Annotated in this window: 12 protein-coding genes; 6 read left to right on the top strand and 6 right to left on the bottom strand. The window is 49.7% G+C overall.

What is annotated here, in order from left to right:
* Window positions 1-224: 224 nt before the first annotated feature.
* From rsmC to hemL, 3 genes are all read right to left on the bottom strand, one after another.
* Window positions 225-1244, bottom strand: coding sequence for a 16S rRNA (guanine(1207)-N(2))-methyltransferase RsmC (rsmC, locus tag VP504_RS08575; protein ID WP_325893889.1), 1020 nt, complete (start codon window positions 1242-1244; stop codon window positions 225-227).
* 105 nt (window positions 1245-1349) lie between these two features.
* Window positions 1350-2432 (bottom strand): AI-2E family transporter, encoded by a 1083-nt coding sequence (locus VP504_RS08570; RefSeq protein ID WP_325893887.1) that lies wholly within the window; start codon window positions 2430-2432, stop codon window positions 1350-1352.
* A 244-nt stretch (window positions 2433-2676) separates the two neighbouring features.
* Entirely contained in the window at window positions 2677-3966 is a 1290-nt protein-coding gene (hemL, locus tag VP504_RS08565; protein WP_325893885.1) for a glutamate-1-semialdehyde 2,1-aminomutase, read from the bottom strand.
* A 78-nt stretch (window positions 3967-4044) separates the two neighbouring features.
* On the opposite strand from hemL, the gene VP504_RS08560 reads away from it, so the two are divergent.
* The 5 genes from VP504_RS08560 to VP504_RS08540 all read left to right on the top strand — a co-directional run bounded on the left by VP504_RS08560 (window position 4045) and on the right by VP504_RS08540 (window position 10898).
* Window positions 4045-4371 carry a hypothetical protein gene (locus VP504_RS08560; RefSeq protein WP_325893884.1) on the top strand — a complete coding sequence of 109 codons (327 nt, stop codon included), beginning with the start codon at window positions 4045-4047 and terminating at the stop codon, window positions 4369-4371.
* Between the two features lie 341 nt (window positions 4372-4712).
* Entirely contained in the window at window positions 4713-5054 is a 342-nt protein-coding gene (gene erpA, locus VP504_RS08555; RefSeq protein WP_325893882.1) for an iron-sulfur cluster insertion protein ErpA, read from the top strand.
* Window positions 5055-5174: 120 nt separating this feature from the next.
* Window positions 5175-6263, top strand: coding sequence for an efflux RND transporter periplasmic adaptor subunit (locus VP504_RS08550; protein WP_325893881.1), 1089 nt, complete (start codon window positions 5175-5177; stop codon window positions 6261-6263).
* A 12-nt stretch (window positions 6264-6275) separates the two neighbouring features.
* Window positions 6276-9446: an efflux RND transporter permease subunit gene (locus tag VP504_RS08545; protein WP_325893879.1), complete on the top strand. Its 3171-nt coding sequence runs from the start codon at window positions 6276-6278 to the stop codon at window positions 9444-9446.
* A gap of 129 nt (window positions 9447-9575) precedes the next feature.
* A complete protein-coding gene (locus tag VP504_RS08540; protein WP_325893878.1) occupies window positions 9576-10898 on the top strand; it encodes an IS4 family transposase in 1323 nt (440 codons plus the stop codon).
* Window positions 10899-10963: 65 nt separating this feature from the next.
* Here the strand turns inward: VP504_RS08540 and VP504_RS08535 are convergent, their stop codons facing one another.
* Window positions 10964-12283 (bottom strand): peptidoglycan DD-metalloendopeptidase family protein, encoded by a 1320-nt coding sequence (locus tag VP504_RS08535; protein WP_325893876.1) that lies wholly within the window; start codon window positions 12281-12283, stop codon window positions 10964-10966.
* A gap of 178 nt (window positions 12284-12461) precedes the next feature.
* On the opposite strand from VP504_RS08535, the gene tyrS reads away from it, so the two are divergent.
* Entirely contained in the window at window positions 12462-13649 is a 1188-nt protein-coding gene (tyrS, locus tag VP504_RS08530; protein WP_325893875.1) for a tyrosine--tRNA ligase, read from the top strand.
* A 46-nt stretch (window positions 13650-13695) separates the two neighbouring features.
* Here the strand turns inward: tyrS and VP504_RS08525 are convergent, their stop codons facing one another.
* Both VP504_RS08525 and VP504_RS08520 read right to left on the bottom strand, forming a co-directional pair.
* On the bottom strand, window positions 13696-14250 hold the full coding sequence (locus VP504_RS08525; protein ID WP_325893873.1) for a flavodoxin family protein: 555 nt from the start codon (window positions 14248-14250) through the stop codon (window positions 13696-13698).
* The gene (locus tag VP504_RS08520; RefSeq protein WP_325893871.1) at window positions 14247-15221 is read right to left on the bottom strand and encodes a questin oxidase family protein; all 975 of its coding nucleotides are present in this window, start codon (window positions 15219-15221) and stop codon (window positions 14247-14249) included. Before VP504_RS08520 ends, VP504_RS08525 begins: the two co-directional genes overlap by 4 nt.
* Window positions 15222-15249 lie beyond the last annotated feature (28 nt).

Below are 15249 nucleotides of genomic sequence, written 5' to 3'. Positions count from 1 at the left end.
ATCAAAAGGCGCTTTGCTTAGCCGAAATGTTGGAATTTGGCGATGGCTAAAATGGGCGCATATGAAAAACATCTTCAACTCTTATACGGAGTTAATTTTTCTTGGCAAGCAACCTTTGTATGAACTTGGTGTCAATGCGCAAAATTAACGTTTTTGACGAGATGTGTATAAGTAAAAAATGAAAGGGTGCCTATTGGCTCCCTCGTTTTACATCGTATTTAGTGTCACTTTGATGCGTGATAGATAGCGAACTTGTTGCTCTTAGCTGGCGTTTCACAGTGACCAAATGCTTTCTCAATAAATGGTAAGTAACGAAGGAAACTGTTGGCAACAATTGTTAGACTACCGGAACGGTTCAGGTAATCAGGTGCACGCTCAAGCAAGGTTTCAGTTGCGGTGTAATGCGTTTTAAGGCCAGCGTGAAATGGCGGGTTACTCACGATATGATCGAAGTATCCGTCAATATCGCTATAAACATCTGAGGCACAAACCTCTCCGTCAAGATTGTTAAAACGCAAGGTTTCACGTGCAGAGGCAACCGCCAGCGCACTGATATCTACCATGGCGATCTGCGCGTCAGGATGGCGCAGTTTGATTACTGAACCAATTACCCCTGCTCCACAGCCAAAGTCCAGCACTTTCCCTTTCAGTACTGGTAGGTTATCCAAAAGCAGTTGGGTACCAGCGTCGAGCTCACCGTGGCTGAATACACCAGGAAGAGAGCGGATGGTCAGTGACTGCTCCCCCACATTGAGTGGGTAGCTTTTGTACCAGTCTTCCAATACAAAAGGTGCTGGCTGATTATCACATTGTCCCCAGTAGAAGCTGCAGCGGCGGGCTGAGTCAAATTTGGTGACACGGCCGTAGGGCGCAAACATTTTCTCAATGCTTTTTACGCCGCTTCGGTTTTCGCCTACAACTGCTATCTCTGTACCCGTGCCAAGTTCTGCCATCAGCATCGCCAGAAGGAACTCGGCTTCGGCTTTGGCTTTTGGCCAGTACAGCAAAACCATATCGACGTTTGGGTTTGCCTGATAGCTTTCGCCAAACTGCACTTCGATGTTTTGGTAGCGACGCATTTGATTGGCGTAAGCAAGGTTGGTTGTGAAGATGCTGACGCTTGCGGCAGTGTCTTCAAGCTCTGTTGCAAAGGTATCTTCCAATTCACCGGCAAGCAGAACGTGTTTGCCTTCGAAGTACTCGAGTTGGCGAGCAGCGATTTGACTAGGGGCAGTGTAGGACATAGATACCTCGGGGCTATCAAACAAAGAGGCGCGGATTCTCCCATAAAGTCACCTGTGAGGGAATATGCCGCGCCTTAGGTTCCTTAGGGTCAACAGACCCTAATATCAGCAGTTGTCTTGCTTCTCAAGGAAGCTGTGGAATTCTGTTTCGTACATTCGGAACAGTACCAGTGTGAGCGAGAAAATGATTGGGCCGTAAATCAATCCCATCAGGCCATACACATGCAGGCCACCAATCAGTGAGAAGAAAATGAGTAAGGTGTTCATCCCTGAATTACCCTGCATCAAAAGCGGACGCAAGATATTATCGACTGAACCAACAACGATAACTCCCCAACCTGCGAGGAATGCAGCCCACTCCCATTGGCCTATCAGGAGCAGATAACCGGCTGCAGGCAACCAGATCAAAGCGGTACCGACTACTGGGATAAACGAGGCGAATGCCATCATAGTGCCCCAGAACAGGCCTGCAAAACCTGCCAGCCACATGGCGAAACCACCCACGATGCCTTGAGCGAGTGCAGTGAGGAAAGACCCCAGCACTGCTGACTTGGCCACTTTCTCAGCTTCATCCAACAAAGTATCTTCCTGACTGCGGGAAAGTGGGCTGACGTGACGGAGCATGTTAATGATCTTGTCGTGATCGCGGAGCAGGAAGAACAGCACGAATAGCATCAACAGGAAGTTCACGAATACACCGGTGACATCACCAAGGATCTTTGAACTCATTCCTAACATTTGAGAGCTCATGGATGAAAGTGTCGATGCTGCTTTAGCAATCAGCTCTTGCGGATTGATAGAATCTGTCGGTAACCATTTATCCACCAAAGCCAACCCTGTCTTCACAATAGGCGCAGCCAGAATCTCCTTTGCTCCTCCTTTGGTGAGCCATTCATAGGCGCCGGTAAAGAAAGTTACCCCCTGACTCAAAATGGCCGCTGCGACAAAAATCATCGGGATGATAATTATCACGGTTAACAACGTACATGAGAGTGCCGAGGCAATGTTAGGGTAAGAAGGTAGCTTGTTTTCAATTTTCTCATGCAGAGGAAAGAACAGTAGGGAGACAATAAATGCCAACACGATGGATCCCAGATACGGGGCGATAAGCATATAGCAGGCGTATGCCGCAAGGAGCAGTGCACCTATCAGTGTCCAGTGTCTCGGTTCGGCCTTGAATGATGCCACAGCATGGCTCCTTAGTTTTTCTCCACGAAGGTCTGGAGAACAGTGTAGTGTGAAGCGTATGATACGTTGTGATAATTCAACGAGAAAGGACAAAAATGATGGCGTGCTGTGAAGGCAAGTGCGAGTTCAAAAAACGACGCAAACTGAGTCTGCCGTTACTTTGTGTTGTCGTCCTTGTGGTACTTGTCGTGATCAACTGGCAATAAAAACGGAGCCTAAGCTCCGTTTTTGATCATAAAGACGTTTACTCTGCGGCCAGCTTTGCAAACGCACGGTCGGCGGCTGCCAGTGTAGCTTCAAGTTCTTTCTCACCGTGTGCCAGAGAGGTGAAGCTCGCTTCAAATGCAGATGGCGCTAAATACACGCCTTCTTCGAGCATTAGATGGAAGAAGCGTTTGAATTTCTCAATGTCACATTGTTGAACGTCAACAAAACAGCTGATGGTGTCTTTGTCGGTAAAGAAGAAACCGAACATACCGCCAACTTGGTTTACCGCCAGAGCAACGCCGTGTTTATCAGCTGCGGTTTTGAAACCTTCAGCCAAACGCTTGGTCAGATCTGCAAGATGCGCTTCATTGCCTTCTTTTGACAACTCTGTCAGCGCCGCTTCACCGGCTGCCATGGCGATAGGGTTACCGGAAAGTGTACCTGCCTGATAAACAGGACCTGTTGGTGCAATGTATTCCATCACGTCACGACGGCCACCGAATGCACCGACTGGCATTCCGCCACCGATAACTTTACCCAGAGTCGTCAGATCCGGGTTGATGTTGTAATGCGCCTGCGCGCCGCCTAGAGCAACACGGAAACCTGTCATTACTTCATCGAAAATCAACAGTGCGCCGAATTCGTCACACAGTGCTCGAAGCCCTTCCAGGAAGCCTTTCTGTGGTGGAATACAGTTCATGTTGCCAGCAACAGGTTCAACGATAATGCACGAAATCTCTTCTGGGTATTGCACGAACGCGGCACGCACTGAGTCCAGATCGTTGAAGGTACAAGTGAGCGTGTGTTTGGCAAAATCTGCAGGCACACCTGGAGAGGTTGGTTCGCCCAGTGTCAAAGCACCGGAACCCGCCTTCACCAGCAGGCAGTCTGCATGGCCGTGGTAGCAGCCTTCAAACTTAATGAATTTGTCGCGGCGGGTAAAACCACGTGCCAGACGAATAGCACTCATAGTCGCTTCGGTACCAGAGCTCACCATGCGAACCATTTCCATTGATGGAACCAGCTTGCTAACCAGCTCAGCCAGCGTGATTTCGCGGGCAGTTGGCGCGCCGAAGCTCAGGCCATTTTGTGCTGCGGTGATCACGGCGTCACGAATGCTTGGGTGGTTGTGCCCCAGAATCATAGGGCCCCAAGAACCGACATAGTCGATGTAGGCTTTGCCATCTGCATCATAGATGTACGCGCCGTCCGCACGCTCGATAAAAATTGGGTCACCACCCACACCCGCAAAAGCGCGAACCGGAGAGTTCACTCCACCTGGGATGGTTTTACGGGCTTGTTGAAATAGATCGGCTGATTTTGTCATGGTTCTTTCCTAGGGTCTGTTGGCCTTTGGTGGTTAAATTTTGTTCTTGCGAAAAGCGTTTTAGGCCCGGCGAGCTTTATGAGGCTTAGCATTCTAAGCAAATACAGCTCAACAAAGCATAAAGCGCTTTTAGCCGAACCCTCTGGGCGGCGTTTGTGGGGACTTTCTCCTGCTTTATCGGCTTCTCGTGTAGGCCAGCTACACGCCGAAGCCTCTGCCTTGTATAAAGTCCCCGCAAGCGCCGCAAAAATCATCACCAAAGGTCAACAGACCCTGGACTATTTGATCATGAATTCACTGTTGGTGCGTATTGTACGGGATACGTTTATAGCCAAACAACCTGAAGATGCAGGATTCAGCGAGATTGACTGGCGTTGTGATCGCGGCGTTCCTTTGCAGGTGTAGCCATCTCCATCAAAAAGGAACAACAAAGAGCACGGCGTCAGTCAACTCGCCCGAAGGGAGGCCCTCAATGCGCCCACTTCTTCGTTAAATCCCACGGAAATAGAACGACTATTCCTCGTGAAATTTGCCTCGAATTGAACGCATTGATGACCTCTGAATGCGAGTATCTTCAGGTCGTTTGGCTATAAAGGGTGCGAGATGGATGATGAGGTAACCATCACATCTGGCTTAAACTTGGTGTATATTGCCAGATAAGTTTCCGTGTGATGAGCAATACTTGAACGAATTAGTCAGGTATTAGATAATGCGGTCAAAATATAAAGAGTTAATGTGAGGTAACAATGAGTGATGCCGCTTTGCCACTGCAGTTTTCTGAAACCGCAGCGAACAAGGTAAAAACGCTGATTCAGGAAGAGGAAAACCCTAACCTGAAGCTGCGCGTGTATATCACTGGTGGCGGCTGTAGTGGTTTCCAGTACGGCTTCACGTTTGATGAAAACGTCAACGATGGCGATATGACTATTGAGAAAAGTGGTGTCACCTTAGTTGTTGACCCAATGAGCCTGCAATATTTGATCGGTGGTGTTGTCGATTACACAGAAGGGTTAGAAGGCTCACGTTTCTTCGTTAACAACCCTAACGCAACGACTACCTGTGGTTGTGGCGCCTCTTTCAGTGTATAAACTGTAAGACACTTTTAAGACGCGGTAGCTCTTAATAAAGCTGCCGCGTTTTTTCTATGGGCCAGTCGGATCAGCGGCCATTTTCTTTCACTGCAGTAACTACGTCAGGACGGAACTACTATGACGAATGCAGGCGCAAAAACGTCTTTTCTCTCCCAGCGCCCCTGGGTTATTTCTTTGGTGCTTCTCTTCGGCTTGGTTTTTTGGGTCGGAAGTGGTCATAGCAACGAAAAACCAGAATCCGCTAACGACGAAACTTCTGCTCCTTTGACCAGAGTGGCAGTAGAAACTTTTTATTCTGAGCCGATGACCCGCTCAATTTCCCTATATGGCCGCACTGCGCCGGACCGAGATGCCACCATTTCGGCAGAGGCGGCAGGCCGTGTCACCAAAGTGAATGTCCGAAAAGGTACTGCAGTGAAGAAAGGCGAACTACTGATCTTTATTGACCGTGGTGATCGTGAAGCACAGCTTGAGCGTGCCGAATCTCTGTTGCTGGTTCGTGAAAAAGAATACAATGCAGCGAAATCTCTGAAGAAAAAAGGGCTTCAGGGCGAAATCGCGTTTTCTCTTGCTCAAGCCAACCTGGTCGAAGCCCGTGCAACAGTTGAAAACCTCAAACTTGCTCTGTCTCATACTGAAGTGCGTGCACCTTTCGATGGAATAGTGGATGACATGCATGTCGAAGTGGGTGACTACCTAGGTATCGGTGATCCCATGGCGACGATTCTGGATCTGGACCCCTTGATTGTGACAGCGGATGTCAGTGAAAAACACATCAGCCACATTGATGCCTCTTTGCCGGCCAACGTGCTGCTGGTTAACGGAGCAATGAAAGAAGGGCGTCTTCGCTATCAATCCAGCATTTCTTCTCCAGCGACCAATACTTTCACTATTGAGCTTGAAATTCCGAATCCCGAGCAAAAATTACCCGCTGGTATCAGCGCAGAAGTCGATCTTGCTTTAGAGCAGCAGACTGCTGTGAAGCTGAGTCCTTCAATGCTTGCACTGGATGAAAAGGGCAATCTGGGGGTGAAAACTTTGCAGGGTGATAAGGTCGCCTTCGTTTCTGCGAATGTTGTTAAAGCCGAGCAAAATGGCGTTTGGCTAGCCGGCTTGGGTGATGAAGTGGATGTGATCACTAAAGGGCAGGGCTTTGTGCGTGACGGCGATACTGTTGAGGCGGTGCGTCAAGCGTCGGCACAATAAGGGGAGCATCACATGAGAACATTGATTGATGCGTCACTGGCCCGCACCCGTACCATGGTCACCTTGTTGTTGGTGCTATTGGTCGCGGGCTTTTACACTTACCAAACCATTCCGAAAGAGTCAGATCCTGACATCACCATTCCGGTGATTTATGTCTCTGTCAGCCATGAAGGTATTTCTCCGGAGGATGCTGAACGTCTTCTTGTGCGTCCGGTTGAGCAGGAGCTTCGCTCTATTGAGGGCATCAAGGAGATGACGTCGACAGCCGCCGAAGGCCACGCTTCTGTCACGCTGGAATTTAATGTCGGCGTGGATCTCAATGAAGCTATGGCTGACGTGCGAGAAGCCGTGGACTTGGTGAAACCGAGCCTGCCGGATGATAGTGACGAACCAACCGTCAACGAAGTGACCTTCGCTAACATGCAGCCTGTGCTTTCCATTGCTTTGTATGGTGATGTTTCTGAACGTGCGATTGTGAAAATCGCCCGGGAACTTCAGGAAGAACTGGAAGGCTTCAAGCAAATCCTCGAAGTGGATATTGCCGGCGATCGTGACGACGTGGTGGAAATTATCGTCGAACCGCTGTTGTTGGAAAGCTATGGGCTGGATCAGCAGGACATCTTTAATCTGGTTTCCCGTAACAACCGTGTTGTCGCGGCAGGGTATGTGGATACCGGCTACGGCCGCTTTTCTGTCAAAGTGCCTTCCGTATTCGAAACAGCAGATGATGTACTGAATCTACCTATCAAGATTGATGGCAATCAGGTGGTCACGGTGGGCGATGTTGCAACCGTTCGCCGCGCATTTAAAGATCCGGAAAGCTTTGCCCGTTTGGATGGCAAACCTGCCGTTGTGCTGGACGTGAAAAAGCGCGCGGGTGAGAACATCATTGAGACGGTTGAGATTGCGAAAGCAGTCATGAATGAAGCGCAGAAATCGCCTCTTTGGCCTGGTGCGCTTCAGGTCAAATACACATGGGATGGCTCTGAAGATGTTCGCTCCATGCTGACAGATCTTCAGAACAATATCCTTTCCGCTATCCTGCTGGTGGTGATCGTTATTATCGCCATTTTGGGGGCGCGCACTGCGCTGCTGGTGGGGGTTTCCATTCCCGGTTCCTTCTTAACAGGTCTGGTGGTGCTGTCATTGGGCGGACTGACGGTGAATATCGTCGTGCTGTTTTCTCTCATCATGGCGGTTGGATTGCTTGTAGATGGCGCAATCGTGGTCACTGAATATGCAGATCGCCGTATGCGCGAAGGTGTGGAGCGTAAAATGGCTTACCGCGAAGCGGCGCACCGTATGGCGTGGCCAATCATCGCTTCGACAGCGACTACGCTCGCAGCCTTTGCGCCACTTTTGTTCTGGCCCGGGATCACCGGTGAGTTCATGGGCTACATGCCGCTAACTCTGATTGCCACACTTGCCGCTTCACTGGCGATGGCGCTCCTGTTTGTGCCGGTATTGGGTAGCATGGTCGGTAAACCTTTGCCTCTTACACCTGAGCAACAGGCGCGTACTTATGCGCTCGAGCAGGGCGATTTCTCCCAAGCTCGGGGGATAACGCGCGCTTACATCCTCATGCTTTCTGTTGCGATCAAACATCCGGTTAAGATTCTGATTGCGGCCGTGATTGTGGCTGCAGGCGTTATCTTTTCTTACGGCAAGTCTGGTCTTGGCTCGGAATTCTTTCCTGATGTGGATCCGGCCTTCTTTAATATCAAAGTACGATCCCATGGAGATTTGTCGATCTTCGAGAAAGATGCCCTCATGGCCGAGGTTGAAGAGCGCGTGATGGGGATGGATGAAATCGAGTCCGTCTACACCAAAACGGGTGGTCAGGATGAAATCGGCGTTATCCAGATGAAGCCTGTCGATTGGCAAGAGCGTCGTAAGGTGAAGGAGATCATTGAGGACCTTCGCGAAAAAACCGCTGACTTATCCGGCCTTGAGCTGGAATTCAAAAAGCCGGATGCCGGGCCGCCAAGTGATCATGATCTGTCGATTGAAATCAGTTCGGCAGACCACAGACTGATCACGCCTGCGGCGAAACAGATCCGAGACTTGCTTGAGCAGGATCCTGCATTTACTAACTACAGTGATACCCTGACCAAACCGGGTATTGATTGGTCAATTGATATCAACCGCGAAGATGCTGCACGTTACGGGGCTGACGCTTTGCTGGTGGGGAACACGGTTCAGTTCGTGACCAATGGCCTGAAAATTGGCGATTACCTGCCGGATGATGCCAGTGAAGAAGTCGACATTCTGGTACGTTATCCGGAAGAGAAGCGGGATATTGGCCGCTTTGATGAACTTCGGGTGATGACGCCTTATGGGTTGGTGCCGATCACCAACTTTGCCCAAATCAAGCCAGAGCCGAAGCAAGGTAATATCGACCGAGTTGATGGCAAGCGTGTGGTGAAGGTCATGGCCGATATGACTGAAGGGTATAACCTCAGCCTGGCGTTACCCGGGTTGAACGAGCACATCGAACGTTTGGGGCTATCTCCAGAAGTCAAAGTCACACTGCGTGGACAAAATGAAGAACAGGATGAAAGTTCAGCCTTCCTGATGACTGCCTTTATGGCGGCATTGGCGGCGATGGCGTTAATCCTCATCACTCAGTTCAACAGCTTCTATCAGGCTTTCCTGATTTTGAGCGCCGTGCTGTTCTCGACAGTGGGTGTATTCCTTGGCCTTCTGGTATTCCAGCGTCCGTTTGGGGTCATAATGTCAGGTGTTGGGGTGATTACACTGGCGGGTATCGTGGTGAACAACAATATTGTACTGATCGATACTTATAACGTGTTGCGCCGCAGTGGCCTTGAAAAGATCGATGCCATCTTACGTACTGGTGCTCAGCGTTTACGTCCGGTACTACTGACGACCGTAACAACGATTCTAGGTCTGTTACCAATGGTGCTGGAAATGAACGTTGATTTGGTCAACCGCGGTATTGAGTTTGGTGCACCGAGTACCCAGTGGTGGTCTCAGCTTGCAACTGCTGTTGCGGGTGGTTTGGCTTTCTCTACCTTGCTAACGCTGGTCTTGACGCCGTGTCTTCTGATGCTGGCGCGTGAGCCTAAAGGCGCGAAGAAAGAAACTAACATGGTTTGGCAAACCGAAGAGAAGGAAGCGCCACACCCAAAGGCACAACGGGAAGTTGAGCCTCAGCTTTGAGGCTGAATTTCCATGCACAAAAAAGCAGCGCACAAGCGCTAATGCCGATCAGTTAAGCAATAAATGATCGGTTGAACGATCCTTATAGGCTGTCAAAATCCGAGTGTTTCTCTGCACTCGGATTTCTTTATGTTCTTAAGGCAAGCGCTCGACCGAATACACCAATTCTCTGCTGACCAACTCAATGGGCTATCAGATCTCCTTTGCCCCACACTGATTAATCAATGTCTTGAAGACACGGGCGTCGCCACGATTCGTAAGCGTCGACTCCCCATGGAACTGATGGTGTGGAGCGTGGTGGGAATGTCTCTTTATCGGCATCTATCGATGAGCAAGGTGGTCTCTCAGCTCGATATATTACTTCCGGGTAAGAAGCCTTTTGTTGCGCCGAGCGCGGTGATTCATGCCCGTAAGAAACTAGGACATGAACCCGTAGAAGCAGTGTTCAACCAAACTCAGCAATTGTGGCATGAGAAAACCCCGCATCCCGATTGGTACGGACTCACTTTGCATGCCGTCGATGGTGTGGTTTGGCGAACACCTGATACGACTGACAATGATAAGGCGTTTAGTCGAACAGGTAATAAAACAACGACGTCAGACTATCCTCAAGTTCGCATGGTCTGCCACATGGAATTGACGAGCCATCTGCTCAACAGTGCCGCCTTTGACTCCGTCTCGGTCAGTGAGATTGACCTCACCGCTCAGCTTATCGACAAAGCCCAAGACAATAGCCTTACCCTGTTTGACAAAGGCTTCTATGCATTGGGACTTCTCCATCGTTGGCAAAGCCAAGGAGAGGAAAGACACTGGCTAATTCCCCTGCGTAAAGGGGCGCAATATAAGACGTTAAGAAAACTGGGACGCGGTCAGGAGCTGGTTGAACTCTCCCTGACTGCCCAAGCGAAAAAGAAGTGGGTAGATGCGCCGGATACACTGGAAGCCAGACTCATTACCACCAAGATAAAAGGGAAAGAAGTCAAACTGCTGACTTCCATGACCGATCCTAAGCGTTATATAGGTGCAGATATCGCAGAGCTCTACAGTCATCGCTGGGAAATCGAATTAGGCTACCGAGAGATGAAACAGTACATGCTTCAAAATAGCCTGACGCTAAGAAGTAAAATGCCGGCGTTAGTGAAACAGGAGCTTTGGGGAATGCTGCTCGCCTATAACCTGTTGCGTTTTATGATGTGCCAGATGGCGTATTCCTTGAATACGGTGATGCCATACCAAATAGGCTTTAAGCAGGCATCGATATTTTTGGTGAGTCAGTTGCAGATGCTTCCGGCTGTCGCGCCGGGCAGATACCCAGAAGTACTCAGATATATCCTCGATATGGCAGAGAGCTTTGTGCTTCCAGAGAGGCGGGAGAGGACATATCCCAGAGCAGTAAAGAAAAGGCCCAGTCGCTATGCGACTAGGCCTTCTAGAAAGCGTCATTCAGCTTAATTCACATGCATTAGCGCACAAGCGCTGCTTTTTATTTGGTCAATCAAACCACAGGTTAACAGACTTTAGGAAGAAACGCGCTCAAGGGTGCCGATAGACGCTAACAGTTGCTCGAACTTATTAAGCTGCGCCATCCGGTCTTTGGCCAGTTCAATAAAAGCGGTCTTTTCCTTACCTGCCAGTGATTTCGATTGTGGCAATTTGACGGTTCTTGGGTTCTTATGAACACCGTTTACCAGAAATTCGTAGTGAAGGTGAGGGCCTGTCACGCGGCCTGTACCACCCAGTGTACCAATGGTTTGTCCTTGCTTGACACGCTGGCCGGTTTTCACTTTACGCTTGGTCAGGTGAAGGTACTTGGTGATGTAGGTTGAACTATGGCGGATGAACACGTAATGACCATTGAACTTGTTGTAGGCCGATTTCATCACTACGCCATCGCCTGCCGCCCAAATTGGTGTGCCAACCGGGGCAACATAATCCGTGCCACGGTGTGCTTTAACCCGCCCCGTCACGGGGTGCAGGCGGCGTGGGTTGAAGTTTGAGCTGACGTACCGGAAGTTAACAGGTGAGCGCAGGAAGGCTTTCCTCATTGCGCGGCCTCTATCATCGTAATACTTACCTGTTTCAGAGCGGATAGCAGTGAAGGTTTCGCCCTGATTGGTAAATGTCGCGGCCAGAATATTCCCTCGGCCAATCATTTCACCCTCCACCAATTGCTCTTCAAACAACACTGCAAATTTGTCGCCCTTACGGATATCCAAGGCAAAGTCGATATCCCAGCCGAAAATCCCCGCCAGTTCCATGATTTGATTGGCGTTAAGTCCTGCAGCGACACCTGCATTCCAGAAGCTGGAGGTGATGGTTGCAGAGGCAAAGTTCACTTGGGTATCAATTTGCTTGGACTCTGTTTTGGAAAAGAACTCATCTCCAATGCGGGTGACCACCAGCTTTTCATTGGCGTGTTTCGGTTGCACGAGCTGGGTAAAAAGGCCGTTTTCGTCAAACCCAAGGTGAATTTCATCCCCCACTTTCAACGAGGCTAACGATTTGGTGCCTTTATCGCTGTTAATCAGTCGGTAAAGGGTGGTTGGACTTATCCCTACACGGTCAAAAATCACAGCCAGACTATCACCGGCTTTTACCTTGAACTTGTGCCACTCGAGCGGCGCATAGGCCACCACAGGTTGTTGCTCATTCTCCGGTGGAAGCAAAGAGATAGCATCAAGGGGAATGGAATACAGTTTGCCGACTTCAAACTTGGCGTCCGGGTGTGAAGCTGGGGTTTCAGTAGGGAGCAAAATCAGCAGTACCACGAGGGCACTGAGAGCCATAATCGAGACTTGATGAAGCCTAGGTAGCGCAGCAATATGTTTAACAGGCATTAAAAAACAGTCGTTAAGAAAATGAATTTAGTTGGGATGTGCCAACTCCCTCTAAAAATCAGAATGGCGCGTTAATCCCTTTTTGCTTCCTTCAAGTCTAACTGGTTTCAAAAACCATCGCTATTCAAGTAGTATGTCGGATTACGAAAAAATGCCGAATCTGTGGGAGCGATAAAATATGGCGAGCATTGAAGCCGCGCTAGCCGAAATTAAGCGTGGTGTTGAGGAGTTGATTCCTGAAGAGGAACTCATTGCAAAACTGAAAGAGAACCGTCCTCTTCGTATCAAGTTGGGCGCGGATCCAACTGCACCGGATATTCACCTTGGTCACACTGTGATCATGAATAAATTGCGTGCCTTCCAGGAGCTGGGCCATGAAGTTATCTTCCTGATCGGGGATTATACCGCGATGGTAGGTGACCCAAGCGGTAAGAACGCAACGCGTCCACCGCTGACGCGTGAGCAAGTTCTGAGCAATGCTGAGACTTACAAAGAGCAGATCTTCAAGATTCTGGATCCAGAGAAAACCCGCATTGAGTTCAACTCAAGCTGGCTGAGTGAGCTGGGTACGGATGGCATGATCCGTCTGGCAGCAAGCTCTACCGTTGCGCGTATGCTTGAGCGTGACGATTTCAAAAAGCGTTACAGCAACAACCAGCCAATCGCGATCCACGAGTTCATTTATCCGCTCCTGCAAGGTTATGACTCAGTGGCGTTGGAAGCTGATGTTGAGCTGGGTGGTACTGACCAGAAGTTCAACCTACTGATGGGGCGTGAGCTGCAAAAGCAAAACGGCCAATCACAGCAAGTCGTGATCACCATGCCACTGCTGGTGGGCTTAGACGGCGTGAAGAAAATGTCGAAGTCAGCGAACAACTACATCGGTATCAGCGATGTACCGACTGAGATGTTCGGTAAAATCATGTCTATCTCTGACGATCTGATGTGGAACTACTACGAACTGTTATCGTTCCGTCCACTGGAAGAGATTGCGGGCCTTAAAGAAGAAATTGCTAACGGCCGCAACCCACGTGATGTGAAGATCCTGCTGGCGAAAGAAATCATCGCTCGCTTCCACTCTGAAGCGGATGCAGAAGCGGCAGAGGCTGAGTTCATCAACCGTTTCCAGAAAGGTGCGATACCTGACGAAATGCCAGAGTTTTCTTTCGAGCAAGGTGTTGCTATCACTAACCTACTGAAAGATGCAGCACTGGTAGGTTCAACCTCAGACGCAATGCGCATGATCCGCCAAGGCGCGGTGAAAATCGACGGTGAGAAGTTGGACGATATCAAGCTGGTACCAGCAGCCGGCACTGCCGTTTACCAGGTCGGTAAACGCAAATTTGCCCGTATCACGCTGGCATAATCACGAAAAAGGCGCCGAACGGCGCCTTTTTTCTAAATTTAGTTAGCTACTGTCGAATCAGCTCCGCCACCCGCTCACCTAATCGCACCGCCGTTTTTGCATCTACCGGGTGAAGGCCACTCTCTGTATCAGCCAGTGCAACTACGCCAAGAGAAGCATTTAGGCGGTTAAAGTCTTTGCTGAGTGCGCCTTCTGGCGCATCAATGCCGACCCAAAGCATACTGTGCTGAGTAGCCAGTACATTGAAATATTCCACCGTGCTTTGTACTTCGCCACAAGGGCTGCCGCCAATGGTAAACCCAGCGCCGAGCTTGTTCTTCCATCGCTGCTTGGACCAACTTTCACTGCTCGCATCAGCAAAAGCTTTGAACTGTGCTGTCGGGCCGCCCATGTATGTTGGTGAGCCGAAGATGATGGCATCCATGTCACTGAGCTCTTCGAACAACGCGTCGTTTTTGAAGCGTCCTTCAACGATGTCTGAACCTAATATGCGGTAAGCAAAAACCTGTGCCCCTTGCGTTTCTGCACCGCATGCAACGGCTTTAGCCAATGCGTCTGTGGTACCGGTTTGTGAGAAATAAACAATCGCGATTTTCTTCATAAAGATACCTCTAATCTGACATTGATAGCACGCAATGCCTCGTCCAGTTGTAATTCGTTATAAATCCGGGCGCAGCTGTAGATAAGTTTGATGGTGTGATCGTCTTGTGTTGCCAGCGCCTGGTTAAACCAAATCTCCCAATCTGGTTGGATATTTCTGCATTCGAGAGCAACAAGCTCTCGGTATTCCGCAGTGCATGCTGCACTGACATAGGCTTGCCAGAAACAGTCCAAGGCAAAATCAAAATTGTCTATAAAAGGAGCGAGTGATAGCAGAGCCTGAAAGCCGGTTACGCCATGGAGCAAGGTGAAATCATTGCTGGCGGCATATTGCGAGAGCACCACAATGGCAACGGACTCTTTGGTCAATGAAGCGGGCTGTGTGGAAACAGCGTGGTACTTAGCAAGTTCCCGTAATTCTTCGACATGATCGATGATGATCCCTTCTCGATAGGTGTGATCCCGCATTACCCCCAGTGCTTCATTGAGATGGGAAACGGCGTCTTTATCCGCGGCATATTGCAGGTTCCCTAATGGCGTAAACCCGGATGACCAGTAGGCAAGTGCGTGGCTGATCTCAGTGAAGTCTTCACTTTCCACCGCATAGGCGAGGCGAATCAAGGCATGGAAAGAACCTGCCGCGATACCGGGCAGTAAAGTTGGCAAAGCCTCCTTTAATGTTACTTCAATGCCTTTGGTTTCCAGCTCCTTGCTGTAATAGAGCACGAAATCCGCATTGTGTGTTTTCTCCCCAAGCTTTAATACTTGAGGGGCAACAGGAGTTTGTTCCGCTTCCAGATGAGGGGTTGCCCGTTGGAACTCGTCATGTAAGTCCCTTGATGAGGCACCTAGCCTGGACATGGCAATCAGTGCCATGGGCAAGTGATTGGAAAGCCTTGGCCCAAAGACTGGAGAATATCGATGTCCATGTCTTATGAGTGTTAGGGCTTCTGACGTTATTGGTTTAAACATGACTGCTTCTCTCTATTTTTATTAGTTC

Origin of the sequence: Grimontia sp. NTOU-MAR1 (assembly GCF_035758505.1) — a bacterium.
Lineage (GTDB): Bacteria > Pseudomonadota > Gammaproteobacteria > Enterobacterales > Vibrionaceae > Enterovibrio > Enterovibrio marinus.
This window is presented reverse-complemented; position numbering and strand designations above follow the sequence as displayed.

Excerpts from the sequence above, each read along its gene's own strand:
- rsmC (WP_325893889.1), bottom strand. The coding sequence starts at position 1,244 with ATGTCCTACACTGCCCCTAGTCAAATCGCTGCTCGCCAACTCGAGTAC.
- hemL (WP_325893885.1), bottom strand. The coding sequence starts at position 3,966 with ATGACAAAATCAGCCGATCTATTTCAACAAGCCCGTAAAACCATCCCA.
- VP504_RS08560 (WP_325893884.1), top strand. The coding sequence starts at position 4,045 with ATGAGGCTTAGCATTCTAAGCAAATACAGCTCAACAAAGCATAAAGCG.
- erpA (WP_325893882.1), top strand. The coding sequence starts at position 4,713 with ATGAGTGATGCCGCTTTGCCACTGCAGTTTTCTGAAACCGCAGCGAAC.
- VP504_RS08550 (WP_325893881.1), top strand. The coding sequence starts at position 5,175 with ATGACGAATGCAGGCGCAAAAACGTCTTTTCTCTCCCAGCGCCCCTGG.
- VP504_RS08545 (WP_325893879.1), top strand. The coding sequence starts at position 6,276 with ATGAGAACATTGATTGATGCGTCACTGGCCCGCACCCGTACCATGGTC.
- VP504_RS08540 (WP_325893878.1), top strand. The coding sequence starts at position 9,576 with ATGTTCTTAAGGCAAGCGCTCGACCGAATACACCAATTCTCTGCTGAC.
- VP504_RS08535 (WP_325893876.1), bottom strand. The coding sequence starts at position 12,283 with ATGCCTGTTAAACATATTGCTGCGCTACCTAGGCTTCATCAAGTCTCG.
- tyrS (WP_325893875.1), top strand. The coding sequence starts at position 12,462 with ATGGCGAGCATTGAAGCCGCGCTAGCCGAAATTAAGCGTGGTGTTGAG.
- VP504_RS08525 (WP_325893873.1), bottom strand. The coding sequence starts at position 14,250 with ATGAAGAAAATCGCGATTGTTTATTTCTCACAAACCGGTACCACAGAC.
- VP504_RS08520 (WP_325893871.1), bottom strand. The coding sequence starts at position 15,221 with ATGTTTAAACCAATAACGTCAGAAGCCCTAACACTCATAAGACATGGA.